Origin of the sequence: Aeromicrobium terrae, assembly GCF_008039565.1 — a bacterium.
Lineage (GTDB): Bacteria > Actinomycetota > Actinomycetes > Propionibacteriales > Nocardioidaceae > Aeromicrobium > Aeromicrobium terrae.
The window spans coordinates 202,856-228,402 of record NZ_VDUX01000003.1 but is presented as its reverse complement, the minus strand read 5'-3'; the positions used below and the strand labels follow the sequence as shown (position 1 = coordinate 228,402).

General features: G+C 71.9%; 29 protein-coding genes. 12 read left to right on the top strand and 17 right to left on the bottom strand.

Annotation, left to right across the window (positions count from 1 at the left end):
* The first annotated feature begins 37 nt into the window (after positions 1 to 37).
* From FHP06_RS07760 to FHP06_RS07750, 3 genes are read left to right on the top strand one after another with little or no spacing between them, the layout of a single operon-like run.
* Positions 38 to 1,864 (top strand): sensor histidine kinase, encoded by a 1,827-nt coding sequence (locus FHP06_RS07760; protein ID WP_147685492.1) that lies wholly within the window; start codon positions 38 to 40, stop codon positions 1,862 to 1,864.
* Complete coding sequence (locus tag FHP06_RS07755; protein ID WP_147685490.1) at positions 1,861 to 2,505, top strand: response regulator; 645 nt, start codon at positions 1,861 to 1,863, stop codon at positions 2,503 to 2,505. Before FHP06_RS07760 ends, FHP06_RS07755 begins: the two co-directional genes overlap by 4 nt.
* Positions 2,506 to 2,561: 56 nt before the next feature.
* Entirely contained in the window at positions 2,562 to 4,013 is a 1,452-nt protein-coding gene (locus tag FHP06_RS07750; protein ID WP_147685488.1) for a hypothetical protein, read from the top strand.
* Between the two features lie 60 nt (positions 4,014 to 4,073).
* On the opposite strand, the gene FHP06_RS07745 is transcribed toward FHP06_RS07750, so the two are convergent.
* From FHP06_RS07745 to FHP06_RS16120, 5 genes are all read right to left on the bottom strand, one after another.
* Positions 4,074 to 4,634, bottom strand: a complete 561-nt coding sequence (locus tag FHP06_RS07745) for a type 1 glutamine amidotransferase domain-containing protein (RefSeq protein ID WP_147685486.1) — start codon at positions 4,632 to 4,634, stop codon at positions 4,074 to 4,076.
* A 50-nt stretch (positions 4,635 to 4,684) separates the two neighbouring features.
* On the bottom strand, positions 4,685 to 6,190 hold the full coding sequence (locus tag FHP06_RS07740; RefSeq protein WP_147685484.1) for a flavin-containing monooxygenase: 1,506 nt from the start codon (positions 6,188 to 6,190) through the stop codon (positions 4,685 to 4,687).
* A gap of 67 nt (positions 6,191 to 6,257) precedes the next feature.
* On the bottom strand, positions 6,258 to 6,683 hold the full coding sequence (locus FHP06_RS07735; protein ID WP_147685482.1) for a DUF6069 family protein: 426 nt from the start codon (positions 6,681 to 6,683) through the stop codon (positions 6,258 to 6,260).
* Positions 6,684 to 6,778: 95 nt separating this feature from the next.
* Positions 6,779 to 8,020, bottom strand: a complete 1,242-nt coding sequence (locus tag FHP06_RS07730; protein ID WP_222706411.1) for an RNA polymerase sigma factor — start codon at positions 8,018 to 8,020, stop codon at positions 6,779 to 6,781.
* Positions 8,017 to 8,364 carry a YciI family protein gene (locus FHP06_RS16120; protein ID WP_222706410.1) on the bottom strand — a complete coding sequence of 116 codons (348 nt, stop codon included), beginning with the start codon at positions 8,362 to 8,364 and terminating at the stop codon, positions 8,017 to 8,019. Before FHP06_RS16120 ends, FHP06_RS07730 begins: the two co-directional genes overlap by 4 nt.
* 144 nt (positions 8,365 to 8,508) lie before the next feature.
* On the opposite strand from FHP06_RS16120, the gene FHP06_RS07725 reads away from it, so the two are divergent.
* The gene (locus FHP06_RS07725) at positions 8,509 to 9,309 is read left to right on the top strand and encodes an enoyl-CoA hydratase/isomerase family protein (protein WP_147685478.1); all 801 of its coding nucleotides are present in this window, start codon (positions 8,509 to 8,511) and stop codon (positions 9,307 to 9,309) included.
* Here FHP06_RS07725 and FHP06_RS07720 read toward each other — a convergent pair.
* On the bottom strand, positions 9,287 to 9,661 hold the full coding sequence (locus tag FHP06_RS07720; protein ID WP_147685477.1) for a hypothetical protein: 375 nt from the start codon (positions 9,659 to 9,661) through the stop codon (positions 9,287 to 9,289). The genes FHP06_RS07725 and FHP06_RS07720 overlap by 23 nt on opposite strands.
* 156 nt (positions 9,662 to 9,817) lie before the next feature.
* Between FHP06_RS07720 and FHP06_RS07715 the strand changes: the two genes are divergently transcribed.
* On the top strand, positions 9,818 to 10,021 hold the full coding sequence (locus FHP06_RS07715) for a ferredoxin (RefSeq protein WP_147685475.1): 204 nt from the start codon (positions 9,818 to 9,820) through the stop codon (positions 10,019 to 10,021).
* On the opposite strand, the gene rsgA is transcribed toward FHP06_RS07715, so the two are convergent.
* The 4 genes from rsgA to FHP06_RS07700 all read right to left on the bottom strand — a co-directional run bounded on the left by rsgA (position 10,018) and on the right by FHP06_RS07700 (position 14,514).
* Positions 10,018 to 10,995: a ribosome small subunit-dependent GTPase A gene (gene rsgA / locus FHP06_RS07710; RefSeq protein WP_187271841.1), complete on the bottom strand. Its 978-nt coding sequence runs from the start codon at positions 10,993 to 10,995 to the stop codon at positions 10,018 to 10,020. The two genes, FHP06_RS07715 and rsgA, sit on opposite strands and share 4 nt — an antisense overlap.
* Positions 10,992 to 12,272 carry a 3-phosphoshikimate 1-carboxyvinyltransferase gene (aroA, locus tag FHP06_RS15985; protein WP_187271840.1) on the bottom strand — a complete coding sequence of 427 codons (1,281 nt, stop codon included), beginning with the start codon at positions 12,270 to 12,272 and terminating at the stop codon, positions 10,992 to 10,994. The genes rsgA and aroA overlap by 4 nt, the downstream gene beginning before the upstream one ends.
* A gap of 146 nt (positions 12,273 to 12,418) precedes the next feature.
* Positions 12,419 to 12,886 (bottom strand): DoxX family protein, encoded by a 468-nt coding sequence (locus tag FHP06_RS07705; protein WP_147685473.1) that lies wholly within the window; start codon positions 12,884 to 12,886, stop codon positions 12,419 to 12,421.
* Between the two features lie 29 nt (positions 12,887 to 12,915).
* Complete coding sequence (locus FHP06_RS07700) at positions 12,916 to 14,514, bottom strand: sigma-70 family RNA polymerase sigma factor (protein ID WP_187271839.1); 1,599 nt, start codon at positions 14,512 to 14,514, stop codon at positions 12,916 to 12,918.
* A gap of 131 nt (positions 14,515 to 14,645) precedes the next feature.
* Here FHP06_RS07700 and FHP06_RS07695 point away from each other — a divergent pair, with 131 nt between their 5' ends.
* The 4 genes from FHP06_RS07695 (at position 14,646) to rsrA (ending at position 17,188) form a co-directional block, all read left to right on the top strand.
* Entirely contained in the window at positions 14,646 to 15,302 is a 657-nt protein-coding gene (locus tag FHP06_RS07695) for a hypothetical protein (protein WP_147685470.1), read from the top strand.
* A 101-nt stretch (positions 15,303 to 15,403) separates the two neighbouring features.
* Positions 15,404 to 16,171, top strand: a complete 768-nt coding sequence (locus tag FHP06_RS07690; RefSeq protein ID WP_230973440.1) for an SOS response-associated peptidase — start codon at positions 15,404 to 15,406, stop codon at positions 16,169 to 16,171.
* Positions 16,172 to 16,277: 106 nt separating this feature from the next.
* Entirely contained in the window at positions 16,278 to 16,919 is a 642-nt protein-coding gene (locus FHP06_RS07685; protein WP_187271838.1) for a sigma-70 family RNA polymerase sigma factor, read from the top strand.
* Positions 16,916 to 17,188, top strand: a complete 273-nt coding sequence (gene rsrA, locus FHP06_RS07680; RefSeq protein ID WP_147685466.1) for a mycothiol system anti-sigma-R factor — start codon at positions 16,916 to 16,918, stop codon at positions 17,186 to 17,188. The genes FHP06_RS07685 and rsrA overlap by 4 nt, the downstream gene beginning before the upstream one ends.
* A gap of 42 nt (positions 17,189 to 17,230) precedes the next feature.
* Here rsrA and FHP06_RS16330 read toward each other — a convergent pair whose 3' ends face one another.
* The 5 genes from FHP06_RS16330 to FHP06_RS07660 are packed head-to-tail and all read right to left on the bottom strand — an operon-like array spanning position 17,231 to position 20,906.
* Positions 17,231 to 17,305 (bottom strand): 50S ribosomal protein bL37, encoded by a 75-nt coding sequence (locus FHP06_RS16330; RefSeq protein ID WP_407921286.1) that lies wholly within the window; start codon positions 17,303 to 17,305, stop codon positions 17,231 to 17,233.
* A 36-nt stretch (positions 17,306 to 17,341) separates the two neighbouring features.
* Positions 17,342 to 17,722: a thioesterase family protein gene (locus tag FHP06_RS07675; protein WP_147685464.1), complete on the bottom strand. Its 381-nt coding sequence runs from the start codon at positions 17,720 to 17,722 to the stop codon at positions 17,342 to 17,344.
* Between the two features lie 31 nt (positions 17,723 to 17,753).
* Positions 17,754 to 18,272 carry a GNAT family N-acetyltransferase gene (locus FHP06_RS07670; protein WP_147685462.1) on the bottom strand — a complete coding sequence of 173 codons (519 nt, stop codon included), beginning with the start codon at positions 18,270 to 18,272 and terminating at the stop codon, positions 17,754 to 17,756.
* The gene (locus FHP06_RS07665) at positions 18,265 to 19,956 is read right to left on the bottom strand and encodes an acetolactate synthase (RefSeq protein WP_147685461.1); all 1,692 of its coding nucleotides are present in this window, start codon (positions 19,954 to 19,956) and stop codon (positions 18,265 to 18,267) included. The genes FHP06_RS07670 and FHP06_RS07665 overlap by 8 nt, the downstream gene beginning before the upstream one ends.
* A gap of 32 nt (positions 19,957 to 19,988) precedes the next feature.
* Positions 19,989 to 20,906: a DUF2785 domain-containing protein gene (locus tag FHP06_RS07660; RefSeq protein ID WP_147685459.1), complete on the bottom strand. Its 918-nt coding sequence runs from the start codon at positions 20,904 to 20,906 to the stop codon at positions 19,989 to 19,991.
* Between the two features lie 56 nt (positions 20,907 to 20,962).
* Between FHP06_RS07660 and FHP06_RS07655 the strand changes: the two genes are divergently transcribed.
* Positions 20,963 to 22,372, top strand: coding sequence for a sensor histidine kinase (locus FHP06_RS07655; protein ID WP_147685457.1), 1,410 nt, complete (start codon positions 20,963 to 20,965; stop codon positions 22,370 to 22,372).
* A gap of 190 nt (positions 22,373 to 22,562) precedes the next feature.
* Here the strand turns inward: FHP06_RS07655 and FHP06_RS07650 are convergent, their stop codons facing one another.
* On the bottom strand, positions 22,563 to 22,814 hold the full coding sequence (locus tag FHP06_RS07650; protein ID WP_147685963.1) for a WhiB family transcriptional regulator: 252 nt from the start codon (positions 22,812 to 22,814) through the stop codon (positions 22,563 to 22,565).
* Between the two features lie 328 nt (positions 22,815 to 23,142).
* Here FHP06_RS07650 and FHP06_RS07645 point away from each other — a divergent pair, with 328 nt between their 5' ends.
* Positions 23,143 to 24,342 (top strand): NAD(P)-dependent malic enzyme, encoded by a 1,200-nt coding sequence (locus FHP06_RS07645; protein ID WP_147685455.1) that lies wholly within the window; start codon positions 23,143 to 23,145, stop codon positions 24,340 to 24,342.
* A gap of 10 nt (positions 24,343 to 24,352) precedes the next feature.
* Positions 24,353 to 25,318, top strand: coding sequence for a zinc-binding dehydrogenase (locus tag FHP06_RS07640; RefSeq protein ID WP_147685453.1), 966 nt, complete (start codon positions 24,353 to 24,355; stop codon positions 25,316 to 25,318).
* 55 nt (positions 25,319 to 25,373) lie between these two features.
* Here FHP06_RS07640 and FHP06_RS15980 read toward each other — a convergent pair whose 3' ends face one another.
* Complete coding sequence (locus tag FHP06_RS15980) at positions 25,374 to 25,547, bottom strand: DUF6104 family protein (protein WP_187271837.1); 174 nt, start codon at positions 25,545 to 25,547, stop codon at positions 25,374 to 25,376.

Genomic DNA, 25,547 nt, shown 5'->3' with positions numbered 1-25,547 from the left:
GGACCCCAGGAGGCCCTCCGCGACCTAACCTGATTGGATGCGGCGCGCAATCAACGCGGACCTGGTGCTGGCGGCCGGCTTCGTGCTGGCGGCCGTCATCGAGTCCGTCGTCCGGTTCCACGCGACGCCCGGGCTGCTCGCCTTCAACGTCGCCGGCGCGTCCTGGCTGTTCTCGCTCGCCCTGCGACGTCGCCGCCCGGTCGTCCCGATCTGCGTGATCACCGTGGCCGGCGTGTTCGGGACCGTCGTCGTCGGGCTGGTCTGGCCGGGGTCGCCCGACGGAGCGGGCGTCTGGATCTTCGCGCTCATGCTGGCCGCGTACTCGCTCGGTGCGCACGGCAGCGGACGGTCGGTCATCCTCGGGGCTCTGCTGCCGCTCGTCGTCGTGATGTTCGCCGACGTGACCACCCGGACCGGTTGGGCACGCGTCAGCGGCATCCTGTTCGTGACGCTCTTCGTCGGAGTCCTCCCCACGGTGATCGGCCGGATGGTGCGGATCCGCGCTGATCGCCTGCGGATCCTCCATGACCAGCGCGAACGGATCCTGCGAGCCCGGCAGGGGGAGCGGGAGTCGGCGGTCCTCACCGAGCGGCTGCAGACCGTCGAGCGCCTGCAACCCACCCTCGTGGACGGTCTGCAGAGCCTCGCCGCGGCGGCGGAGTCCGGTGGCGACGCCGGGGCCATCGAGACGTCGGCGCGCGAGCTGCTCACCCGCACCCGTGAGGAGGTCGTGACGCTCACGGCGCCGGTCGACGAACCGGCGGGGCCGGACGTCGCCGACGTCGACCACCTCGCCGTCGTGCGGTCCGCCGCGCAGCCGTGGACGGTGATCGGTGCCGGCGCGCTCGTGGCGGGGCTCGTGGCCGAGTCACGGGTCCTCGACGTGGGCGCCGACTGGGCGGTGGTGCCCGCGGCGCTCGCCGTCGGCGCGCCGCTCGTGCTGGCGTGGTGGCGCCCCGTTCTCGCGGTGACGCTCGCGTGGGTGGGAGCCGCGATCTTCTCCCGCGGCGTGGCCCCGCTCGACGGGAGCCTGAGCGAGACCGGCTTCGCGTTCGCCGCGGCGTTCGCGGTGTCAGCCCTGTCGACACGCACGGTGGCCGTCGTCGGTCTCGTCGTCTGCTGGGCCGGCCAGCTCGGCGGCGTCGGCACCGACGACCCGCTCGGCGACGGCGTCTTCCTGCTCCTGGCCTGGCTGGGCGGTCTTGCGGTGAACGAGGCGAGCCGGCTGGTCGAGCAGACCCGGGCCAACAACGAGCTAATGGCGCAGCAGGAGGCCGCGGCGGCTCTGCGTGCCGTGGTCGAGGAGCGGCTCCGGCTCGCGCGCGAGCTGCACGACGCGATCGGTCACAGCCTCACCGTCGTCGCGCTGCAGGCCGGTGCGGCCCGCCGGCTCGCCGATGCCGACCCGGGGCGGGCGCGTGAGGTGATGCGGACCGTCGCCGCGGCCGCGCGCAGCGGGGTGGCGTCCCTGGCGCTGGACGGCACTGACGGCGACCTGGGCGGTCTGCTCGACCGGGTGCGCGCCACCGGGCTCGGCGTCGAGGCGCAGGTCGACGACGGCCTCAGCCCCGACCAGCGGGCGGCGGCCTTCAGTGTCGTGCAGGAGGCGTTGACCAACGTGCTGCGGCACGCGCCGGGCTCCCGGGCTCACGTGCTGGTGCGGCGGGTGGAGGGCTCGGTCGAGGTGGTCGTCGCGAACACGGCGCCGACCGCGGCCGGGTCCGGACCAGGCACCCGTCGCGGCCTGGCCGGGCTGGAGGAGCGCGTCGCCGCAGGTGGCGGCGCAGTCACCTGGGGCCCGACCGGCGACGGCGGCTTTCAGGTCCGCGCGCTGGTGCCGGTGGCGAGCGTGGTCTCGGCATGAGCATCCGCGTGGCGCTGGCCGACGACCAGCCGCTGGTCCGCAGCGGGCTACGGATGATCGTCGAGGGCGAGAGCGACCTCGAGGTGGTCGGCGAGGCGGCGGACGGCACCGCGGCCGTCGAGCTCGTGACCGCCGAGCACCCGGACGTCCTGCTGCTCGACGTCCAGATGCCCGGCGTCGACGGGCTCGCCGCGATGGAGCAGATCGCCGCGTCGGAGTCCGCCACCCGGGTACTCATGCTGACGACGTTCGACCTGGACGAGTACGTCTACCGCGCGATGCGGGCGGGGGCGTCGGGGTTCCTGCTCAAGGACATGGCGGGGGAGGACATCGTCACGGCCATCCGCCAGGTGGCCCGCGGCGCCGACGCCCTGCTCGCACCGGCCCTCACCCGGCGACTCGTCGACCGCTACGCTGCCGGCCCGCCGCGCCCCACCGCCGCCGGGCTCGACCGGCTCACCGAGCGCGAGGTCGACGTGCTGCGCCTGCTCGGCCGCGGACTCTCCAACGCGGAGATCGCCGCGGAGCTGTTCATCGGCGAGACGACGGTGAAGACGCACGTCGCGCGCGTGCTGATGAAGCTCGACCTCCGCGACCGCGTGCAGGCCGCGATCCTCGCCCACGAGGCCGGCCTCGGCTGACTCCTCGCTTCGCGCGAACCCTCACGGAATGTCGGTGAGCTGTGCAACAGTGCCTCATGCGCTCCCTCCGATGGACGCGGCACGCCCTGGTCACGGTGGCCGCCGTCCTCCTGGTCGTCATGTCCGCTCCCGCCGCCCAGGCCGACACGGACGACGTCCCGGCACCGCCGTCTCCCACCGCCCCGTGCGACGCGCTCAGCCCGATAGCGATCCCGTGCATCCTGCTGAACAAGGTGGTCGACGCCGTCGGCGCCGAGTGCCGCCGCGTGAACATCCCCGACGCGCTCTGCACCCTGCCGCTCGCGCACCGGGTCACCCAGGCGGCGCGTGACGCGTACCTGCAGTCGTGGGCGCACCAGGTCGCACAGTTTCAGTACCGGCTCGGCGACCCGCTGCCCCTGCGCGACGCCCAGTGGATCGGGACGCACAACTCGTTCAACAGCCTCGCGGACTCCTTCACGGTGTCGCACGCGGACTCCAACCAGCAGCTGTCGCTGACCCAGCAGCTGGACATCGACGTCCGGTCGATCGAGCTCGACCTGCACTTCATCCCGCGGCTCGAGCTGCTCGGGGCCCGCGGGGTCACGGTCTGCCACGGCCAGGGGCCGGAGCTCGGCGACCTCGGCTGCACCTTCGAGCCGCTGTTCACCAAGGTCCTCCCGAAGATCGCGGGCTGGCTGAACGCGCACCCGGACGAGGTCGTGCTGCTGTACCTCGAGGACGAGATGAAGAACGCCAAGGCGTACCCGTCGGTGATCTCCACGCTCGACTCGGTGCTCAAGCGCCCCAACGGCAGCAGCCTGATCTACCGGCCGAAGCCTGCCGACAAGGCCGCCAACGGCTGCGCTCCCATGCCGCTCGGCGTCAGCCGCGACGACATCCGTGCCGCCGGCGCCCAGGTCATGCTGGTGGGCAACTGCGTGCCCGGGTGGTCGGCCGACGTCTTCGACTGGGACACCACCCACGTCGAGAGCGGCTCGACGTCCGGCTACCAGCCGTTCCCGCAGTGCGACGCCACCTACGGCGACGACGTCTACGCCTCGCAGCTGGTCCGCTACTTCGAGGACACGACGCTGGTCTCGGCGCTGCTGAATCCGACGCGGCCGCCGGTCGACCCGGAGGCGCTCACGCCGAAGAAGGTCCACTCGATGACCCAGTGCGGGGTGAACCTGTTCGGACTCGACCAGATCCTGCCCGAGGACGGCCGCATCCAGGCCACGCTCTGGAGCTGGGCGCCGGACGAGCCGAAGGCCGGAGCAGGTGAGTGCACGCTGCAGAATGCCGACGGCAGGTGGGTCGCCGCCCCGTGCGCGGACCCGCACCCCGCCGCCTGCTCCGACAACGGCAGCACGTGGACGCTGACCGAGCCGGTGGCGTTCGCGGACGCCTCAGCAGCCTGCGCCGGCCTGGGATCGGAGTTCTCGCTTCCCCGCGCCGGCGACCAGAACGCGCGACTGCACGCGGCCGCCGGAGCGAGTGGGGCGTGGATCGACTACGCGATCCCGTAGCCAAACGTCCTTTCGACAAGCTCAAGGACCGTGTCACGGTCGTTGAGCTTGTCGAAACGACTAGTTCTCGTCCGGGTTCGCCGCGACGCCGTGGTTGACGGCCTCCAGCAGGGCGTCGATGAACGCCGGGAGGTCGTCGGGCTTGCGGCTGGTCACGAGGTTGCCGTCGACGACGACGCGCTCGTCGACCCACTCGCCGCCGGCGTTGCGGATGTCGGTCTGCAGGCTCGGCCACGAGGTGAGCTGCCGGCCCTTCAGCACGTCGGCCTCGACGAGCGTCCACGGTGCGTGGCAGATGGCCGCGACCGGCTTGCCGGAGGCGACGAAGTCGGCGATGAACGAGACGGCGCCCTGGTCGAGGCGCAGCGCGTCCGGGTTGGCGACGCCACCGGGCAGCACGAGGGCGTCGAACTCGTCGACGCTCGCGGAGCCGACCTGGCCGTCGATGGCCTGGGTCTCGGCGCGGTCGAGATGGTCGAACAGCTCGGCCTTGCCGTCGGTGGTGCTCAGCAGGACGGGCTCGTGGCCGGCGTCCTCGACGGCCTTCCACGGGTCGGTGAGCTCGACGCGCTCGGTGCCCTCCGGGGCGATGACGAAGGCGATCTTCTTGGACTCGGGCATGCGGGGACCTTCCTGTACGGGGGAGATCGGTCTCCTGCAGGCGTACCCGCTCAGGCCGGTGCGTACACGTCCGCGGCGGTGAAGTCGTAGGCCGAGAGGTCGAAGCGCCGGCTGGTCCACATCGTCTCGAGGGTGGCCGACGCGCGGAACGGCACGTCGCCGTGCACGTCGAAGTAGTAGCTGTTCGCGTCCGCGCAGCTGCCGGTGAAGAACACCTGGTTGTGGCGGCGGCCGAGCATCTTCGCGAAGTACTCGGCGTTCGCCTGCTCGGTGATCTCGACGCGCGTGGCGCTCCGGCGCCGTGCCTCGCGTAGACAGCGCACGATGTGCCGCGTCTGGGTCTCGATCAGGTTGAAGTACGACGACCCGTTGAACCCGTACGGACCGAGGATCGAGAAGAAGTTCGGGAACCCCGGCACGCTGACGCCCTGGTAGGCCTGGAAGCGGTTCTCCAGCCAGAACGTCTCGAGGTCGCGGCCCCCGGCCCCCTTGATCGGGAACGGCGGCATGTTGCCGACCTCGAAGACCTTGAAGCCGGTGGCCAGGATCAGCACGTCCGCCGCGTGCTCGGTGCCGCTCGCCGTCAGGACGCCGGCCGCGGTGATGCCCTGGATGTCGTCGGTCTCGAGGGTGACGTTCTCGCGGTTGAACGTGGGCAGGTACTCGTTGGAGAAGCTCGGGCGCTTGCAGCCGAGGCTGTAGCGCGGGGTGAGCTTCTCGCGCACGACCGGGTCGTGCACGGACTTCGCCAGGTGCTTGCGGCCGATGCGCTCGCCGGCGCGGGCGATCGGCACGACGCCCTCGAAGTGGGCCGGGATTGCGAAGTTCAGCTCGACGTAGGCCTGGCTGATCAGCCGCGACACGCGCTTGGCTCCTGGGATCCGGAGCGCCCCGCGGGCGGCCCTGGACATCGGGGCGTCCGGCTTGGGCAGGCACCAGATCGGCGTGCGCTGGAAGACGGTGAGGTGCTCGACCTCCGGTGCGATGGACGGGATGACCTGCACCGCCGAGGCGCCGGTGCCGATGATCGCGACCCGCTTGCCGCGCAGGTCGACGTCGTGGTCCCAGCGCGCGGTGTGCATGACGGTGCCGGTGAAGTCGTCGAGGCCGGGGATGCTCGGTGGCTTCGGCTGGGTGAGGACGCCGGTGGCGCCGACGATGAATCGGGTGACGACCTCGTCGCCGGCGCTGGTGGTCAGCGTCCAGAGGTGGTCGGTGTCGTCGAACGTCGCGCCGACGACGCGGGTGCCGAGGCGGAGGCGGCCGCGCAGGCCGTACTCGTCGGTGCAGTCCTCCGCGTAGGCCTTGAGCTCCTGGCCGGGCGCGTAGACCCGGGACCAGGTGTCCCGCTGGTCGAACGAGAACTGGTAGCTGAAGGACGGGATGTCGACCGCGACGCCGGGGTAGGTGTTCCAGTGCCACGCGCCGCCGACGCCGTCGCCCTCCTCGATGATCAGGAAGTCCGTGAAGCCGGCCTTGTCGAGGCCGATCGCCGCCCCGATGCCGGAGAAGCCGGCGCCGATGACGACGATCTCGTGGTCCGGTGTCCGTGACATGACGCCTCCTCGCGGGTCCCCGGATGCCGATGGTATCCGGGTCCGCGAGGAGCGAGGAGGGTTGATCTCAGCGTCGCTCGCCGAGGGCGCGCGCCATGGCGGGGATGACGATGGCCGCGGCGACGACGTGCAGCGCGATCAGCGAGCAGCGCGTCTCGACGTCCATCGGGAACGTCAGGTCCGGCACGAACGACAGGACGGTCAGGCCGACGGTGGTGCGGACGAACGTGCGGCGCGGGTCGCTCGCGAAGCGACGGACGCCGAGGGCGAGCGCGTCGCCGGCGGCGACGCACATGAGGACCATGTTGGCGAAGCCCGCGGTCGGGATGGCCTCCCCGTCGATCTCGAACGAGACGCCGGCGGCGTGCAGGGCCGCGGCGAGGGCGCTGGTCACGACGGCGGCGGCGAGGCCGGCGACGACGGTCGGGCGCCAGACGGCGGGACGGGTGGTGCGGGTGGTGGTGCCGAAGGGGGTGGCGGTGATGCTGGTCATGTCGAGCTCCTGGACGGTGCGGCAGCCCGGTGCTGCCTCTCACCCTGTCCACGAACGCCGGGGACCGGATACGACAGGTCGGCGGAAAAAAATTCTCAGGCGTTCGAGATCTGGTCGCGGCGCCGCGTGAGATGGGCCCGCTCCGCGGGGTTCTCCGTCGCGGCGATCGCGGCGTCGTACTCCGCCCGGGCCTCGGACCCGCGGCCGAGGCGTCGCAGCAGGTCGGCGCGGGCGACGTGCCACGCGTGGTACCCGTCGAGGTCGAGCCGGTCGACCAGGGCGAGGCCGACGTCCGGGCCGTCGAGCTCGGCCATCGCGATCGCGCGGTTCAGCTCGACGACCGGGGTGGGCGCGACCGCCATGAGCTGGTCGTAGAGCGCCACGACCTGGCTCCAGTCGGTGTCGCGCGCGTCCGGGGCGTCCGTGTGCACCGCGTTGATGGCCGCCATCAGCTGGTACTGACCGGGTCCGGTGCCGCCGGACGCCACGCGCTCGAGGCACTCGCGCACCAGCGTGTGGCCCTCGGCGATGAGCGCGCGATCCCAGCTGCCGCGGTCCTGCTCGTCGAGCGTGACCAGCTCCCCGCCCGCGACGCGGGCCTCGCGCCGGGCGTCGGTGAGCAGCATCAGCGCCAGGAGCCCGGCCACCTCGCCCTCGTCGGGCAGCAGCTGGCGCAGCACCCGGCCGAGCCGGATCGCCTCGTCGGAGAGGTCGACACGCAGGGCTTCGTCGCCGGAGCCGGCGAGGTAGCCCTCGTTGAACACGAGGTAGACCACTGCGAGCACGGCGCCGAGCCGCCCGGCGAGGTCGGACGTGTCCGGCACCCGGTACGGGATCTTCGCGGCCTTGATCTTGGCCTTCGCTCGGGTGATGCGCTGCGCCATCGTGGTCTCGGGGACGAAGAACGCGCGGGCGATCTCGGCCACTGTGAGGCCGCCGAGCAGGCGCAGCGTCAGGGCCACGCGAGCCTCGGGGGAGAGGGCGGGGTGGCAGCAGGTGAAGACCAGCCGGAGCCGGTCGTCCTCGACCGGCCCGGTCGGCTCGGGTGGGGTGTCGTCGGTGATCATGAGAGCGGCCTGGTGCTTCTCGTCCCGCTTGGACTCGCGGCGGATGCGGTCGATGGCCTTGTTGCCGGCGGTGGTGGTGAGCCACGCCGCCGGGTTCGGGGGGAAGCCGTCGACCGGCCACCGCTCCACGGCGATCAGGAGGGCCTCCGCCACGGCGTCCTCGGCGATGTCGAGATCACCGAAGCGCCGGGCGAGCGAGGCCACCACGATGCCGTGCTCCTCGCGGACGATCCGGGAGATCTCCGCGTGGACGTCGGCGGGAGCGCTCACTCGCCCTCGAAGGGGCGGACCTCGACGGCCTCGCCGCACGCCTTCGAGGCGCGCTCGGCGACGGCCAGGGCCGCATCGAGGTCGGGGACGTCGATGATCCAGAACCCGCCGAGGTGCTCCTTGGCCTCGGCGAACGGGCCGTCGGTGACGACGACCTCGCTGCCGGTGGCGTCGACGGTCGTGGCGTCGGAGGCACGGGTGAGCCCGTTCGCGAAGACCCAGATGCCCTCGGCCTGGATCTCCTCGTTGAAGACGCCGGTGGCGTCCCAGGACTCCTGCTTCTCCTCGTCGGGCAGGTCGTACACAGACTGGTCCGGGTGCACGGACAACAGGTACTGCGTCATGGTCGTTCCTCTCGTCGGCGGCAGCAGGCTGACTGCCTCTCACCTGGTCCACGAACGAGGTGCCGCCGATACGACACATCCAACCGAAGTTCTTCGCCGGTCTCCACCGTCCGAACCCATCAGGAGCCGCACTAGGCTCCCGACATGGCTTCTCACGTCGACTACGCCTTCGCCGACGGCATCGCCCGGATCACGCTGTGCGACGGCGACCACGGCAACCCGATCAACACCGCGATGGTGGCCGAGCTGCAGGACGCGGTGCGTCGCTCGCGCTCCGACGCCGCCCGCGTGATCCTGCTGTCGTCGACCGGGCGGTTCTTCTGCGTCGGCGGCGACCTCGGCTCGTTCGGGTCCGTCGACGACGTCGGCGCGTACATCGACGACCTCGCCGAGGCGCTGCACCGCGCGGTGAGCGACCTCGTCCGCAATGACGCCGTGGTCGTCAGCGTGGTGCAGGGCGCCGCCGCCGGGGCCGGCTTCCCGCTGGCCGCCGCCGCGGACATCGTGCTGGCCTCGCGGTCGGCGTCGTTCACCCTCGGCTACACGAAGATCGGCTTCAGCGTCGACGGCGGGACGAGTCTGCTGGTCCACACCCTCGGGCTGCACCGCATGCTGCGGCTGGCCCTGCTGAACGACGTCCTGGACGCCGAGCAGGCTCAGGCCGCCGGGCTCGTCGCCCAGGTGCACGACGACGCGGAGCTGGCCGGCGCTGCGGACGCGCTCGCGCAGAAGCTGGCCGCAGGACCGGCGGCGGCGTTCGCCGCGACGAAGCGGCTGCTCCGCAGCACGGCTGACCCGGCACCGGAGCGGGCGATGCGCGCGGAGACGCTGTCGATCCGTGAGCGGGCGGCGGAGCCGGACGGGGTCGAGGGTGTCGCGGCGTTCCTGGAGAAGCGGCGTCCGGAGTTCGGCGCCGGACAGGTCAGTCGAAGAGCGCTTCGATGAGGTCGCGGAGCGGGTGATGACCCTCGGGGCTCGGCGAGGGCGACGGCGACGGCGAGTGCGTCGGCTTCGGCTTGGTGGTCTTGCGCGTGGACGAGCGACTGGTGGCCGTGGTGGCGCTCGGGCTCGGCGAGACCGGCACGACGACCTGCGGGGCCGTGGTGGGGTCCGCGTCCTGCGTCGGCTCCGGGCTGCTCACGTTCGGCGCCGGGAAGGTGTCCGAGACGGCCGGGAGCGCCGGAGCGGCGGTCGGCTTCGGGCTGTCGTCGGCCCGGGCGAACGTCACGACGGTGGCGGCGGCGACCGTCGCCATGACGGCGGCCGCGGTGATGCGGTAGGTCTTGCTGGTACGCACAGAGAGCTCCTCGTGGGCGCCCGCCCTCGTGAGGCGGACCGTCGTCCACCGTAGCGGCTCGATCCGCGCGGGTGAAATCCGGCGCGAGCCGTGACGCCCCATCGAGGCTGATCACGAGTACGTTGCTGACAACGACCGTCGACGAGAGGAACGAGCATGAAGGTGGGCGTGGACAACGACCAGTGCGCGGGTCAGGCGCAGTGCGAGGAGGTGTGGGCCGACTTCTTCACGCTCGACGACGACGGGTACAGCAACATCGGTCCGGCGAAGGACGTCCCCGAGGGACGCGAGGACGACGCCCGCGAGGGCATCTCGGTCTGCCCGATGAGCGCCCTCTACGAGGTGCCCGAGAACGCTTAGTCGCTGTCCCGGCTGCTGAGGATCCGCCGGAACGAGGCGACCCGGTCGGCCCGCAGGGTGCCGTCCGCGACGCCGGCGTCGAGCGCGCACTCCGGCTCGGTGGCCGCGTGGGTGCAGCCTCGGGGGCAGCCGGCGCTGGCCTCGTCCAGGTCCGGGAACGCGCGGATGACGTGGTCGACGTCGACGTGCGCGAGCCCGAACGAACGGAATCCCGGGGTGTCGATGATCCAGCCGTCGCCGTCCAGCTCGAGCGCGATCGCCGACGTGGAGGTGTGCCGCCCGCGGCCGGTGACCTCGTTGACGTGGCTGGTGCGGCGTTCGGCGTCGGGGATCAGGGCGTTGACCAGCGTGGACTTGCCCACCCCGCTGTGCCCGACGAGCACGCTCGTGCGGCCGGTGAGGAGGTCGCGCAGCTCGCTGAGATCGCCGTCGCGGGACGTGACGACGGTGCGGACGTCGAGCGGCTCGAGCAGGGCGACGACCTCGTCCGCGGGCGCGAGGTCGGCCTTGGTGAGGCAGACCAGCGGCTCCATGCCGGCGTCGAACGCGGCCACCAGGCACCGGTCGACGAGGGCGAGCCGCAGCGGCGGGTCGGCGAGCGCCGCGACCACGACCAGCTGGTCGGCGTTCGCCACCACGACGCGCTCGATCGGGTCGTCGTCGTCCGCCGTGCGCCGCAGGACGGTGCGGCGGGGAAGGACCTCGACGATCCGCGCGAGGGTGCCCTCCGCGCCGCTGACGTCGCCATCGAGCTTCACCTCGTCGCCCACCACGACACCTTGCTTGCCGAGCGGGCGCGACTTCATCGCCGTGATGACGCGGTCGTCTTCGGCGAGGGCGACGGTGTACCGGCCCCGGTCGATCGTGATGACGCGGCCCTCCGGGGCATCGCGGTAGTCCGGGCGGTCCTTGGTGCGCGGTCGCGAGCGTCGCTTGGGACGCTCGAACGCGGCGTGCTCGTCGTCGTTCCTCACGACACGAGCTCCTTCCACGCGTCGGCGAAGCCCGGCCAGGTCTTGGCCGTGGTGCCGACGTCGTCGAGGTACAGGTCCGGGACGCGGAGACCGAGCACGGCGCCGGCATGAGCCATCCGGTGGTCGTCGTACGTGGCGAACGTCCCGCCGTGCAGCGGCCGCGGCCGGATCTCCAGGCCGTCGTCGAGCTCCGTGACGTCGCCGCCGAGCTTGGTGATCTCGGTGGCCAGGGCGGCCAGTCGGTCGGTCTCGTGCCCGCGGAGGTGGGCGATGCCGGTGAGCCGGGACGGTCCCTCGGCGAGCGCCGCCACCGCCGCCACGACCGGGGTCAGCTCGCCGACGTCGTGCAGGTCCAGCTCCACGCCGGTCAGCGGTCCCTGCGCCGAGACGACGAGGTCGGTGCCGTCCCGCTCCACCGTGCCGCCGAACGCCGCCGCGATGCTCCGCCAGGCGTCGCCCGCCTGCTCGGTGCGTTCCGGCCAGGCCTCGACCCGCACGGAGCCGCCGGTGACCAGGGCGGCCGCGACGAAGGCCCCGGCATTCGAGAGGTCGGCCTCGACCTCCGCGTCCAGCGCGGCGACCGGGCCGGGGGCGACGGTCCACCGGTCGGGGGTGGAGTCGTCGACGACCACCCCGCGACGGCGCAGCTCGGTGACGGTCATCAGGACGTGGGGGAGCGACGGCAGCGGCGGCCCGACGTGACGCAGGTCGAGGCCCTCGGTGAGGTGCGGTGCCGCGAGCAGCAGCGCGGAGACGAACTGGCTGGACGCGGAGGCGTCGACCTCGAGCGGCCCGCCCTTCACCCGGCCCGTGCCGTGCACGGTGAACGGGAGCGAGCCGCGGCCGTCGTCCTCGACCGTCACGCCGAGGGCGCGCAGGGTGTCGATCGTCGTCGCCATCGGCCGCACGCGGGCCCGCTCGTCGCCGTCGAACGTCACCGTCGCCGCCGTGAGGGCCGCGAGCGCGGGCACGAACCGCATGACGGTGCCGGCCAGGCCGCAGTCGACGGACGCGTTCCGTGGCGGTGCGTCCGCCGGGATCGGCGTGACGGTCCAGGCGTCGTCGCCGCGCTCGATCGTCGCGCCGAGCGCCTCCAGCGCGTCCGCCATCAGCGTCGTGTCGCGGGAGTCGAGCGGCCGCGCGATCACCGACGGCCCGTCGGCGATCGCCGCCAGCACGAGCAGCCGGTTGGTCAGCGACTTCGACCCGGGCAGCCTCACCCGTGCGTCCAAGGGCGTCGTGCAGCGCGGCGCGAGCCAGGGCGCGGGTGAGTTCATCGCGCCCAACTCTAGGGCCGATCCCGTCTCGCGCTCGTCTGCGGTTTACCAGGTTCAGTGGGCAAGCTGACACATCTCAAGGCAAATTTGCCCGGAGGGGTGCTCGTTTGCCCACTGAACCTGGTAAACCGCAGACCCGACGTCAGTCAGCCCTTCAGGTGCTCGATGCCTTCGGCGACCTTGTCCTTCGCCCGGCGGGGAAGGATCTTCTTGTGCGGGTCGGGGTCGAGCGTGGCCATCAGCAGGCCGCCGATCATCGACAGGTTCTTGGTGAAGTGGATGCGCTGGTTCTGCGCGGCCGCGGGGTCGTCCTGGTCCCAGAACTGGTGACCCATCGCCGTGGTGGGCACGAGCGTGCCGGCCAGGACGAGTGCCGACAGGCGCGGCAGGCGGCCGGTGGCGAGCGCGGTGCCGGCGACGACGTGGATGGCGCCGTTGGCCCGCACCAGGTTGGCCGCGGAGATCGTCGGCGCGTCGGGGGCCGCCTTGGTGATGAGATCGGCGACCGGTTGCGCCTTGGGCGCCATCGCCGAGGCGTTGCGCAGGGCGTTCACACCCCCGTAGACGAACATCGACGCGAGCATCGGACGGGCCACGGAGCGCAGAAGGGTCATGCCTCCATTCTTGGCACGCCTTCAGAGGTTCACAACGCGAGCAGGCCGAGCCTGGCGACGAGCCGGCGGGCGTCGTTGGCCGGATCGGGGTCGTCGGGCGCGGTGACCCGGGCCGTGCCGGGCGCGGACAGGCCGAGGACGCGGAACACGAGCGTCCCGCCCTCGCCCGGTGCGAGCGTGGCGGTGCAGGTGACGCTGCGGAGCCGCTGGCCCACGGCCGCGTTGCACGCCCACCCGGGGCTGATCGTGCCGCGGAACCGCTCACGACGGTCGAAGTCGACGCGGAGCGAGACGGTGCGCGCCACCGGGTGCGGCTCGGCGTGCGCGGTGACCGGGACCGTCACGCGACGCTGCCAGAAGGCGGTGTCGCGGCTCACCGTCGCCGTGCCGATGCCGAAGTCGGTCACCCCGACGGGCGGCGGCTCCACGGTGGGCTCGGGCTCAGGGGTCTCGGTGGCGGCCGGCTCCTCGACGACGGGCTCAGGTGTGAGCGTCGGCGAGGGAGTGGGGAGCGGCACCACGAGCGCCTCCTCGCTGGGCGACGGCTCCGGCGTCGGGCTCGGGGAGGCCTCCGGCGTCGCGGTCGGCGCGGGGGACGACGCCACGGCGGCCGGAGGAGGGTCCACGTCCTTGCTCTGGGTGGCCACGGTGACGATGCCGGCGGTCGCGACGGTGGCGACGACGGCACTGGCCGCGACCCCGCTCGGGCCGAGCGCCGTCCCGGCGGCCTTGACCGGCTCCACCATCGCCTTGGCGGCCGTGGACAGCACGACCTTGATCCCGACCGCGCCGGCCGCGGTGCCGGCGACCCCCGCGGCCCCGGCCGCAGCGGCGGCGGTGAGGTAGCCGGTGGCGGAGACGCCGAGCACGGCCGGGACGAGCATGCCGCCGAGGTCACGGTTGACCTCGATCAGCTCCAGGTAGAGGCCCGTGCACCGTCGGCAGTGGTCGAGGTGCGCCTCGACCTCGGCACCGGCGCGCGCGGAGAGCCCACGGCGCACGTAGGCGGCGAGCCGGCTCGTGCAGCTGCGGCAGTCCGCGTCCTGGGTGATCGAGAGGTGGTGCTGGAGGTACGACTGACGGAGCCCCTCACGGGCCCGGTAGGCGAGTGCGGAGACGCCGTTGGGCGACATCCCGAGCAGCGGCGCGACGGCGGCCGGCTTCTCGCCCTCCACGTCGAGGTGCCAGAGCACCATCTGCCAGCGCTCGGGCAGCGCGGCGTACGCGGCGGCCGCGGCCGCGCTCTCGAAGGCGATCTCCGAGCGGTCGGCGGACGGGGTCGGCCGGTCGAGCTCGACGTCGTCGTCCGTGGGCCGGACCTTGGCCGTGGACCGCACGCGGTCGACGTGCAGGCGGCGGACGGCCGTGAGCAGGTAGGCGCGGAACGCCAGCTCCGGACCCTTGCCGTCCTGGAGCAGCGCGAGCACCCGGGTGAACGACTCGGCCACCAGGTCGTCGGCGTCGGAGGGCGACAGCTGACGCGCGAGCCGCGTGGCCGCGTCGCGGTGCCGATCGAACAGGGTCCCGTACGCGGCGGTGTCGCCGGACCGGACAGCACTGATCAGCGCGGCGTCGTCCAGCTCGACCGACGCCGCGGACGCGTCCTGGCCTTCCACCACGTCCGACACGTGCACCCCTCCTGTCACCTGCTCGAACGAGCGGCACGGCTCCGGGTCACGAAAAAGTTCGCCGGACCCGCGTCATGACCAGTGTCCTCCCACGTCTCCTCACTGTCAGGCCATTGAGAGGGGAGGTCGTCATGGACGGTTCGATCACCGGCGCACAGCAGCTGGTGGACGCCGTCCGCGACGGCGGACCCGACGTCGGCGCTGTTGCACACGAGGTGGGAGCGAGTGCAGCAGCCAGGGGCGTCCCGCTCCATGAGGTGATCGACCTCGTGGAGCGGGCGTACGCCGGCGTGCCCGACCACAGCACGGTCCGGGCGGCCTGCGTCGCCTGGGCCGAGGAGACGTCCAGGTCCCTGCACGACGTGTCGTGCGAGGACCCGTTGACGTCGTTGAGCACCGTGCCGCACCTGCGCGCCCGTCTGGGTGACGTGTACCGCGAGGCGTCCCGAGAGGGAGCGGGTCACCTCGTGCCGGACCGTCACGCGTTGGTGGTCGTCGAGCTCACGCGGCCCGACGCCACCAACGCCCTCGAGTCGTCCCTGTGGGCGCTCGAGGTCGCGGGCGCGCTGCGCACGGTGTTCACCGGCGACGAGACCGTGGCGCAGGTCGCCACCGGTCGGTTCGCCGTCCTGGCGCGTCGTGATCGTGCGGACGCCACCACGCTCGGCCTGCTCGGCGTGCTCCTGAGACACACGACGGCGGGGAGTCCTCCACCGCGCACGTGGGTCGAGGAGCTGCCGCCCGAGGAGGACGACGTCGTCTGGACGATGGCCGGCCTGACCCGCTGACCGGCCCGGTCCCGCGCCTCCAGGGGTGGACGCGAGACCGGGTCGGCAGCTCCCGTTCCTTGAGCTTGTCGAAAGGAGTCGCTTCGACAGGATCAACGACCATGGGAGTCGGAACGCTGTGGGAGTCTGGCCGCATGTGCGGTCGCTATGCCACGACGCAGACCTCGGCGTCGCTGAACGACGCGTTCGGGGTCGAGCTGGCCAACTCGTTCGTCGAGCTGGAGCCGGACTACAACATGGCGCCCACCAAGGAGGCGCCACTCGTCATCACGCGCTCCACCGACGACGGAGAGCATCGGGAGGCGCTCACCGCCACGTGGGGGCTGGTTCCCAGCTGGGCCAAGGACCGCAAGATCGGCAACCGCATGATCAACGCCCGCAGCGAGACGGTGGCCGAGAAGCCGGCGTTCAAGAAGGCGTTCGCCCGGCGCCGCGCGATCGTCCCGGCCGACGGCTACTACGAGTGGTACGCCGGCGGCGAGCCCGCGCTGAAGGGCAGCAAGCAGCCCAAGCAGCCGTTCTTCATCACGCCCAAGGACCGCTCCGTGCTCGCGATGGCCGGCCTGTACGAGTTCTGGAAGGAGTCGGACGACGCCGACTGGCTGATCACCTTCACGATCCTCACCACGTCGGCCACCGACGACCTCGGCCACCTGCACGACCGGATGCCCCTGCTCGTGCAGCCCGACGACCTGGACGCCTGGCTCGACCCGGCCCCACACCCCACCGACGAGCTGCTCGGCCTCCTGGTCCCCGCGGCGCCCGGTCTGCTGGACGCCTGGCCGGTCTCCAAGGCGGTCAACAACGTGCGCAACAACGGCCCCGAGCTCGTCCAGCCGATCCCCCTCGAGGACGGCGCCTCGGAATAGGCGGCACCGGCGCCTCGTTCCACTAGACATGCTCGCGTGTCCCGAACGTCCAACCGCTGCTCAGCGCCCCGACGTCCGTCTGCGCCCCGGAGTAGGCTGGGGCACGATGACCGACACCTCGCCCTCAGAAGGGGCACAGCTTCCTGAGATCGACCTCGAGACCGAGACGCCTGAACAACGCCAGGCCCGGTTCGAGGCCGACGCCCTGCCCTTCCTGGACCAGCTCTACTCCGCCGGCCTGCGCATGACCCGCAGCCCCCAGGACGCCGAGGACCTCGTCCAGGAGACGTACGCGAAGGCGTTCAGCGCCTTCCACCAGTTCACGCCCGGCACCAACCTCAAGGCGTGGCTGTACCGCATCCTGACCAACACGTACATCAACTCGTACCGCAAGAAGCAGCGCCAGCCGCAGCAGGTCACCGACGAGATCGAGGACTGGCAGGTCGCCGCCGCCGAGTCCCACAGCTCGTCCGGGCTCAAGTCCGCCGAGATGGAGGCGCTCGAGCACCTGCCCGACAGCGACGTCAAGGACGCCCTGCAGGCGCTGCCGGAAGACTTCCGCTACGCGGTCTACCTCGCCGACGTCGAGGGATTCCCGTACAAGGAGATCGCCGAGATCATGGACACGCCCATCGGCACGGTGATGTCGCGGCTGCACCGCGGTCGCCGGCAGCTGCGCGAGCGGCTCGCCGACTACGCGCGCGAGCGCGGCATGGCCGTCACCACGGGAGCAGGTGAGAACGCATGAGCCCCTGCGACGGACCCGACTGCGAGAAGGCCCTGCAGAACCTGTACGCCTTCATCGACGAGGAGATCGACTCCGCCACGGTCTCCGAGATCCAGGCGCACATCGACAGCTGCTCGCACTGCCTGACCGAGTACGACCTCGAGCGCGTGGTCAAGGCGCTCGTCTCGCGCTCGTGCTCCGAGGTCGCCCCGCAGCCGCTGCGCGAGAAGGTGCTCTACTCGATCCGCACCGTCGAGGTGCAGATCACCCAGAGCCGCCGGCAGCAGTAGACAGAGAAGGACCCCCGTCGCGGTGACGGGGGTCTTCGTGTGTCAAGCGTTGGGGCGCTTGCCGTGGTTCGCGCTCTTCTTGCGACGCGCGCGGCGCTTGCGGCCGGTCTTGCCCATGGGATCCTCCCCACCTGATGACGCTGTCGGGACGTCCTAGTCTCCCACACCGGGCACCCGCGCCAGGAACCGCTCACGGTCCACGACGACCCGGCGGATCTCCCCGGTGCCCAGCAGGGTGCCGCCCGCGTCGTGCGCGACGACCTGGAACCGCAGGAGCCGGCCGTCCTCGTGCACGAGCGTGGCGGTGGCGGTGACCTCCGCGCCCACCGGCGAGGCCGCCAGGTGCTCGACGTCGACCCGGGTGCCGACGCTGGTGCTCGCCGGGTCGAGGTCCAGCGCGGCGCAGGTCGCCTCCTCGCACCACGCGACGAGGCGCGGCGTGCCGAGCACGGCGAGGTCGCCGCTGCCCAGCGCTGCGGCGGTGTCGGCGTCGGAGACGGTGTGCGTGACGGTGGCGCTGCGTGGTTCAGCCATGGCCACACTCTGGCACGCGCTGCTGATCCGCTCAGAGCGAGAGCGAGAAGCCCCAGAGCACGACGCCGTCGAGCGGCTCCCAGTCGAGCTCCGGACGGTGGCGGAATCCGCGCGACTCGTACAGGCGATGGGCGTCCGTCATCTCGGGCAAGGTGCTCAGCACGATCTCCCGCAGGCCGGTGGACCGCGCCTCCGTGACGCACCAGTCGAGCAGCGCCGCACCGACACCCCGGCGCCGGGCCTCGGGGGCGACGGTGAGCATGCGGAACTCGCCCTGGTCGTCGCGGACGGCGAGCTCGCGCAACGACGAGCCCTCCGGGCACCAGGTGACGGTGCCGAGCAGCGTGTCCGGAGCGTCGGCGTCCACGGCGACCATGACGACGGCATCGTCCGCCCGCGTCGCGCCGTCGCCGAGCACGGCGGCGTAGTCGTGGTCGCGGCTCCCGTCGGGTCGCACCAGGTACCCGTTCGCGTCGTAGCCGGCCACCGTCAGCGCTCCGACCGCCGCTGCCTCGTCGGGTCGGGCCCGACGCAGGAGCAGGTCAGACACCGAGCGTGTTGCGGGGGTACGCGGCGTTCACGTCGGTGATGACGTTGACCAGGTACGGGACGCCGGACGCGAACGCGCGGTCCAGGGCCGGACCGATCTCGCGCGGGTCGGTGACCATCTCGCCGCCACCGCCGAGCGCCGTGACGACCTGGTCGTAGCGGGTGCTCGGGGCGAGGTCGGCGGCGACGTCGTAGCCGTAGAGGAGCTGCATCGGGCCCTTCTCCAGGCCCCAGGCCGAGTTGTTGCCGACGACCATCACGACCGGCAGGTTGTGGCGGACGAGGGTGTCGACGTCGACCAGCGACATGCCGGCGGCGCCGTCGCCGTAGAGCAGGACGACCTGCGCGGAGGGCCGGGTGAGGCGCGCGGCCATCGCCGCTCCCATGCCGGCGCCGAGGCAGCCGTACGGGCCGGGGTCGAGCCAGCCGCCGGGGCGCTGCGGCTCGACGAACTTGCCCGCGAACGACACGAAGTCGCCGCCGTCGCCGATGACGATCGCGTCGTCCGCGAGGCGGGGGAGCAGCTCGCCGTAGATGCGGGCCGGGTGGATCGGGTCGGCCTCGGCCTTCAGCAGCTCGTCGTCGCGCGCGTTGGCCGCGGCGACCTCGGTCTGCAGTGACTGGAGCCACGGCGTCCAGTCGGGACGGCGCCCGTGCTCGGCGGGGGCGGTCAACGCGTCGTAGATGCCCGTGAAGACCGCGGTGAGGTCGCCGGACGCCGACGCGGCGAGCTCGGCGTGCTGCGAGACCTGCCCGGGGGAGTCGGCGATGTGGACGGTCCGGGCCGGGGTGCCGCCGTCCTTCCCGCCGAAGACGCCGTAGCCGAGGCGGAAGTCGAGCGGCGTGCCGACGACGATCACCAGGTCGGCCTGGTTGAACGACGCCGAGCGTGCCTTGGTCACCAGCTGCGGGTGGCCGCCGGGCACGATGCCGCGGCCCATGCCGTTGGCGAGGACCGGCATGCCGGTCTCCTCGACGAAGCGCAGCGCGGCCTCCTCGGCGTGGTCGGCCCACACGTCGGTGCCGAGCACCAGGACGGGTCGTTCGGCGCCGCGGATCAGCTCGGCGACGCGGCGGAGGTCGTCGCCGTCGGGCTCGATCGCCGCGGTGGTGTTGCCGGCCGACGATGCGGCGGGCGCGCTCGCGAAGAACTGGTCCATCGGGATGTCGACGAACGTCGGGCCGCGGTGCGACGAGCCGGCCAGCGTGAACGCCTCGTCGATGGTGGGCGCGATGTCCTCGACGGCGTGTGCCGTGGCGGCCGACTTGGTGATGGTGGTGAAGATCGGCGGCTGGTCGATCTCCTGCAGGCTGCCGCTGCCCCAGCGGCCGGCCGGGGCGCGACCGCCGATCACCACGAGCGGCGACCCGGCGAAGCTCGCCTGCGCCACCGGGCTCACGCCGTTCGTGACGCCGGGGCCCGCCGTCAGCACGGCGAGGCCGGGCGTGCGGGTCAGCTTGCCGATCGCCTCGGCGGCGAACACGGCGGTCGGCTCGTGCCGGACGTCGATGATCGGCACGTTCGGCTCGGTCTTCACCGCCGCGTCGTACATGGGGAACACGTGCGCACCCGAGAGGGTGAACATGGCATCGACCCCGTGCGCCCGCGCGACGTCGAGGGCGAGGATCCCGCCGTGGACGTCGGTCGTGGCGCTCTCGGTGGTCTGATCGTCAGCCTGCGTCATGTTCGCAGGTTACTGCCCGGTCAACCTCGACCTCACTCGACCGGCTTGGCGCGCGTCGTGGGGCGGTACAGCCATGGGCTCTCGGCGCGGATCTGGTCGAGCACGGCGAGCAGCAGGTCGGCGCGGTGGGCCGGCTGCTCGGCGAACAGCTCCTCGTCGCTGCGCAGGTCGGCGCGGCCCTGCACGCCGAGCGCCAGCTGCAGGTGCAGCGCGCGCAGGAACCCGGACGTGTTGCCCGCCGACGGCGACGGCCACTCCGCCTCCAGGTGCCCGCGGGTGCGCGGCGGCTTGATGCCCTGGCCCAGCCGGTTGAGCCACGGCTCGACGATGCCCGGGTCGAGGGCGTTGCGGTGCAGGAGCGTCATGACGGCATAGGCGAGGCGGTCGTCCTCACCGTGCCGCCAGATGTAGGACGTCGGCGTCAGCACGCGGTCGGCGATGACGTCGAGGAGCACGGTGAGCTCCAGCCGGCCGAAGTGCCGGGAGCGGGCGAGCGCCGCGAGCAGGTCGGCGCCGTGCGCGATCGCGTGCGCCCAGCCCTGCTCGGGGATCCAGCCGCGGTGGTCCTGCTCGCGGATGTACCAGCTGGTGGCGCGGTCTCCCCAGTCGAGCACCGACGACTCCGGCAGCAGGTGCTGGTCGTTGTCGCGGCCGATGATCTCGGCCAGCATCAGTGCGCTGTAGCTGCGCCGGATCACCGAGACGTCGCCGTCGTGCCCCAACCCGTAGCGGAGCCCCGGGACGATGCCGTCGCCCAGGCCGGTGAGCAGGTCGTCGTAGACGCCGTTGCCGATCCAGGTGGTCAGCAGCGGGTAGGCCAGGTCCTCGCGAAGGCGCGGGTTCGGGTGGCCGAGCATCTCGACCAGGTCCACGGTGAGCTCGTCGAGGGACCGGTCGGCCGGCACCTCGCGACCGGATTGCATCACTGCCAGCCAGTACGCCTCGGACATCGTGGCCATGGTGCCAGACGCCGGGGACGGCCCAAAGTCCGCACTACCCTGATGACGTGCCCACGCTGGACGACATCGCGCGTTTCCAGACGACGTTGTCCGCCGGCGACGTCGCCCGGCTGCACGCGCTGGTGACCGACTGGCAGATCATCGCCGACCTGGCCTTCGCCGACCTCGTGCTGTGGCTCCCGGACGCGGAGTCCAAGGGCATGTGGGCGGCCGCGCAGATCCGCCCCACCACGGGTCCGACGACGCTGCTGGAGGACGTCGTGGGCACGTTCGTGCCGACGAGCGGCTCCCATGCCCTGGACGAGGTCATGGTGTCCGGGCGCATCGCGGAGCACGACGACGAGCGGCTGGTGCCGGTCCCGGGTGAGAGCGACGCCATGGCCGTCCTGGCCATCCGGGCGGCAGCGGGCTCCGGACGCGGCGGGGGAGCGCTCGAGGTCACGTACCGGCAGGCGGCCGACGACCTCGTGCAGATGATCCACCGTGGCGAGTTCCCCCTGCCCGGGCCGCGGTCCGACCTCGCCGACTCCCTCCGGGTCGGCGACGGGTTCATCCGCACCGACGCCACCGGCTCGGTCACCTACGCGAGCCCCAACGCGCTGTCCGCCTACCGTCGGCTGGGGCTCAGCGGCGACCTGGTCGACTCGAACCTCGCCGACGTCACGTCCGGTCTCGTCGACCGCCGGCCCACCGACCGCGGCGCCCGCGGGCTCCTCACCGGGACGTCGCCCGGCGAGGCGGAGATCGAGAACGCGCGCGCGTTCGTGCTCCTGCGCGTCATCCCGCTCACCACCGAGAGCCGGTCCGACGGCGCCGTGGTCCTGCTGCGCGACGTCACCGAGCTGCGGCTCCGCGAGCGGGAGCTCGTCTCGAAGGAGGCGACGATCCGGGAGATCCACCACCGGGTCAAGAACAACCTGCAGACCGTCGCGGCGCTGCTCCGGCTGCAGGGCCGCCGCATGGACGTGCCCGAGGCGCGGGCCGCCCTGGAGGAGGCCGTCCGGCGGGTCGGGTCGATCGCCGTCGTGCACGAGACCCTCAGCCAGTCGTTCGACGAGCAGGTGTCGTTCGACGAGATCGCCGACCGGCTCCTGCGCACGGTGCTCGACGTCGCCGGCGAGGGCGTCGTGGCCGAGCGGATCGGCACGTTCGGGCTGGTCCGCGGGGAGATCGCGACGCCGCTGGCCATGGTGCTCACCGAGCTCATCCAGAACGCCGCGCAGCACGCGTTCCCCGAGCGCGGCGGGCGGCTCACGGTGGCGGTGAACCGGATCCGCGACCGGCTGCGGCTGCGCGTCACCGACGACGGCGTGGGTCTGCCGAAGGACTTCGACGTCAGTGAGAGCCTCGGCCTGTCGATCGTCAGCACGCTCGTGGAGACCGAGCTGGGCGGCACGCTCGCGTTCGAGCAGCGCCCCCGCGGCGGCACCACCGTCGCCATCTCCCTGACGGTGTGATCGGCATGGTCGGTTTACCCGGTTAAGTGGGTAAACCGACACATCACCCGGCAAATTTGCCATGAGGTGTGCAGGTTTGCCGTGGGACGTCGACGCGCGCCGTCGGTTTACCCACTTAACCGGGTAAACCGACACCCCCGTGACATGACGAACCCCGCACCGGACGGTGCGGGGTCGTGGCTGCGAGTGCTCAGGCCGTACGAATACGTGCCCGTGCGTTGCGACGCTTGAGCGCGCGACGTTCGTCCTCGCTCATGCCTCCCCAGACGCCATGATCCTGACCGGACTCGAGGGCCCACTGCAGGCACTGGTCGCGGACGTCACAACGACGGCAGACGACCTTGGCCTCTTCGATCTGAAGGATGGCAGGGCCGGTGTTGCCGATGGGGAAGAAGAGCTCAGGGTCCTCGTCGAGGCATGCGCTGTGATGGCGCCAGTCCATGACGATCTTCTCCTTCCCGATGGTGGATTTACGGCACGCTGCGCAGGTGGCGCACGGCCGCATGATCATGGTTTCAACAATTGCGGTGATAAACAAGGGTTCGCCTTGTCGGCCACCTGTCGAATCGGTCACACGCCCCGCACCCGACCTGCGGAGACGAACCACACTTTCTGCCCCGAGCGGTCAGGGCGCGGCCGCCCTGTGACAGACTGAACGTCGGGCTTCACATCCCTCTCCGGCTCCGCTGCGGCGGGCCCGCGGCCCCCGAGAGCCGCACCCGGACCCACCGGTTCGTGGACCGACTGGAACCTCACAGAATCCCGACCTCATGGTTGCCTCCGACATCGACGCACGAATCGACGCGCCCGACCCCGACGACCCCGTCTTCGCCCTGCACCGCGGCGGCAAGATGGAGGTGTCGGCCACGGTGCCGCTGCGCGATGCCCACGACCTGTCGCTGTCGTACACGCCGGGCGTCGCCCGGGTCTGCGAGGCCATCGCGGCCGATCCCGAGGTCGCGCACGAGTACACCTGGGTCTCCAACACCGTCGCGGTCGTCACCGACGGCACCGCCGTGCTCGGCCTGGGCGACATCGGCCCGGCCGCTGCCATGCCCGTCATGGAGGGCAAGGCGGTGCTGTTCAAGCAGTTCGGCGGCGTCGACGCCATCCCGGTCGCGCTCGACACCACCGACGTCGACGAGATCGTCGAGACGGTCGCGCGGATGGCCCCGACGTTCGGCGGCATCAACCTCGAGGACATCTCCAGCCCGCGCTGCTTCGAGATCGAGCGCCGGCTCATCGAGCGGCTCGACATCCCGGTGTTCCACGACGACCAGCACGGCACGGCGGTCGTGGTGCTCGCTGCCCTGATCAACGCCGTGCGCCTCACCGACCGCGACCTCGAGGACCTCAAGGTCGTCATCTCCGGTGCCGGCGCCGCGGGCGTGGCCATCACGAAGATCCTGCGCACGGCCGGCGTCCGGAAGATCGCGGTCGTCGACCGGCAGGGCGTCATCCACACCGGCCGCGACGACCTCAACGCCGCCAAGCAGTGGCTCGCCGACGAGACCGCCACCTGGGCCAAGGCCGGCAGCATCAACGACGCCATGAGCGGTGCCGACGTCTTCATCGGCGTCTCCGGCGGCACCATCGCCGAGGAGGCGGTGGCGGCGATGGCGCCCGACGCGATCGTGTTCGCGCTCGCCAATCCGCACCCGGAGGTGCACCCGGACGTCGCCACGCGGCACGCCCGCGTCGTGGCCACCGGTCGCTCGGACTTCCCGAACCAGATCAACAACGTGCTCGTCTTCCCGGGCATCTTCCGCGGCGCGCTCGACGTGCGCGCCACCGGCATCTCTGAGGGAATGAAGCTGTCGGCCGCCGCGGCGATCGCCGACCTCGTGGGCGACGAGCTGAGCGAGTCGTACGTGATCCCGTCTCCGTTCGACCCCCGCGTGGCCACCGCCGTGGCGCGCGCCGTCACCGACACCGCCCGCCGCGAGGGACTCGCTCGCCGGCCGTACTGACAGGAGCTCGATGTTCGCCGTCTACGCCACCGGTTTCAGCACGGACGACCCGATCGCGGGACTGGAGGTGGGCGAGCGGCCCGACCCTGACGTCCCCGACGGCTGGACCACGGTGGAGGTCAAGGCGGCCTCCATCAACCATCACGACGTGTGGAGCCTGCGCGGCGTCGGCCTGCGCGAGGAGGCGCTGCCGATGATCCTCGGCTGCGACGCCGCCGGTCTCGACGAGGACGGCAACGAGGTGCTCGTGCACGCCGTGATCAGCGACCCGTCGTGGCGCGGCGACGAGACGCTCGACCCCAGGCGGTCGCTGCTGTCGGAGAAGTTCCAGGGCACGTTCGCCGAGAAGGTGGCCGTCCCGAGGCACAACGTGATCCCGAAGCCGGAGGGCCTGTCGCTGGCGGAGGCCGCCTGCCTGCCCACGGCGTGGCTCACGGCCTACCGCATGCTCTTCACGCAGTCCGGCCTCAACCCGGGCGACTCGGTGCTCGTGCAGGGCGCCGGCGGCGGCGTGGCCACGGCGCTCATCATGCTGGCGCGTGCCGCGGGCTACCGCGTCTACGCCACCAGCCGCGACGAGGACAAGCGCAAGCGCGCGCTCGACATCGGTGCCCACGAGGTCGTCGAGACCGGCGAACGCCTCCCGGTCCGCATGGACGCGGTGATGGAGACCGTCGGCAAGGCCACCTGGTCGCACTCGGTGAAGTCCCTGCGCCCTGGCGGGACCGTGGTGGTCTCCGGCGCGACGTCGGGCGACGCCTCACCGACCGAGCTGTCGTACATCTTCTTCCAGCAGAAGCGCGTCGTCGGCTCGACGATGGGCACCCGCGACGAGCTGCACCGCCTCGCCCAGTTCCTCGACGTCACCGGCGTGCGGCCGCTCATCGACCGCGAGATCCCCATGGACCAGGCCGCCGAGGGCCTCCGCGCCGTCGCCGAGGGCGACGTGTTCGGGAAGATCGTCCTGACGCGATAGAAGTCTCGGTCGCTAGCGGCGGAGCCGCGGGAGGGAGCTCTGCGACCGAAGCGACTCAATCCTCATCATCCAACCGAGCCAACCAGGTGGCCAGGCGCTCGACGGGGACCTCGAACTCCGGGTTCAGGTCGACGAACTCGACGAGCCGCTCGGCCAGCCAGGCGAACGAGATCTCCTCGTCGCCGCGGCGGGACTGCAGCTCCTCGATGCCGCGATCGGTGAAGTACAT

What these genes read in the sequence shown, in the direction of transcription:
- FHP06_RS07760 (WP_147685492.1), top strand. Translation starts at nt 38, where the DNA reads ATGCGGCGCGCAATCAACGCGGACCTGGTGCTGGCGGCCGGCTTCGTG.
- FHP06_RS07755 (WP_147685490.1), top strand. Translation starts at nt 1,861, where the DNA reads ATGAGCATCCGCGTGGCGCTGGCCGACGACCAGCCGCTGGTCCGCAGC.
- FHP06_RS07750 (WP_147685488.1), top strand. Translation starts at nt 2,562, where the DNA reads ATGCGCTCCCTCCGATGGACGCGGCACGCCCTGGTCACGGTGGCCGCC.
- FHP06_RS07745 (WP_147685486.1), bottom strand. Translation starts at nt 4,634, where the DNA reads ATGCCCGAGTCCAAGAAGATCGCCTTCGTCATCGCCCCGGAGGGCACC.
- FHP06_RS07740 (WP_147685484.1), bottom strand. Translation starts at nt 6,190, where the DNA reads ATGTCACGGACACCGGACCACGAGATCGTCGTCATCGGCGCCGGCTTC.
- FHP06_RS07735 (WP_147685482.1), bottom strand. Translation starts at nt 6,683, where the DNA reads ATGACCAGCATCACCGCCACCCCCTTCGGCACCACCACCCGCACCACC.
- FHP06_RS16120 (WP_222706410.1), bottom strand. Translation starts at nt 8,364, where the DNA reads ATGACGCAGTACCTGTTGTCCGTGCACCCGGACCAGTCTGTGTACGAC.
- FHP06_RS07725 (WP_147685478.1), top strand. Translation starts at nt 8,509, where the DNA reads ATGGCTTCTCACGTCGACTACGCCTTCGCCGACGGCATCGCCCGGATC.
- FHP06_RS07715 (WP_147685475.1), top strand. Translation starts at nt 9,818, where the DNA reads ATGAAGGTGGGCGTGGACAACGACCAGTGCGCGGGTCAGGCGCAGTGC.
- aroA (WP_187271840.1), bottom strand. Translation starts at nt 12,272, where the DNA reads ATGAACTCACCCGCGCCCTGGCTCGCGCCGCGCTGCACGACGCCCTTG.
- FHP06_RS07705 (WP_147685473.1), bottom strand. Translation starts at nt 12,886, where the DNA reads ATGACCCTTCTGCGCTCCGTGGCCCGTCCGATGCTCGCGTCGATGTTC.
- FHP06_RS07695 (WP_147685470.1), top strand. Translation starts at nt 14,646, where the DNA reads ATGGACGGTTCGATCACCGGCGCACAGCAGCTGGTGGACGCCGTCCGC.
- FHP06_RS07690 (WP_230973440.1), top strand. Translation starts at nt 15,404, where the DNA reads ATGGGAGTCGGAACGCTGTGGGAGTCTGGCCGCATGTGCGGTCGCTAT.
- FHP06_RS07685 (WP_187271838.1), top strand. Translation starts at nt 16,278, where the DNA reads ATGACCGACACCTCGCCCTCAGAAGGGGCACAGCTTCCTGAGATCGAC.
- rsrA (WP_147685466.1), top strand. Translation starts at nt 16,916, where the DNA reads ATGAGCCCCTGCGACGGACCCGACTGCGAGAAGGCCCTGCAGAACCTG.
- FHP06_RS07675 (WP_147685464.1), bottom strand. Translation starts at nt 17,722, where the DNA reads ATGGCTGAACCACGCAGCGCCACCGTCACGCACACCGTCTCCGACGCC.
- FHP06_RS07665 (WP_147685461.1), bottom strand. Translation starts at nt 19,956, where the DNA reads ATGACGCAGGCTGACGATCAGACCACCGAGAGCGCCACGACCGACGTC.
- FHP06_RS07660 (WP_147685459.1), bottom strand. Translation starts at nt 20,906, where the DNA reads ATGTCCGAGGCGTACTGGCTGGCAGTGATGCAATCCGGTCGCGAGGTG.
- FHP06_RS07650 (WP_147685963.1), bottom strand. Translation starts at nt 22,814, where the DNA reads ATGGACTGGCGCCATCACAGCGCATGCCTCGACGAGGACCCTGAGCTC.
- FHP06_RS07645 (WP_147685455.1), top strand. Translation starts at nt 23,143, where the DNA reads ATGGTTGCCTCCGACATCGACGCACGAATCGACGCGCCCGACCCCGAC.
- FHP06_RS07640 (WP_147685453.1), top strand. Translation starts at nt 24,353, where the DNA reads ATGTTCGCCGTCTACGCCACCGGTTTCAGCACGGACGACCCGATCGCG.
- FHP06_RS15980 (WP_187271837.1), bottom strand. Translation starts at nt 25,547, where the DNA reads ATGTACTTCACCGATCGCGGCATCGAGGAGCTGCAGTCCCGCCGCGGC.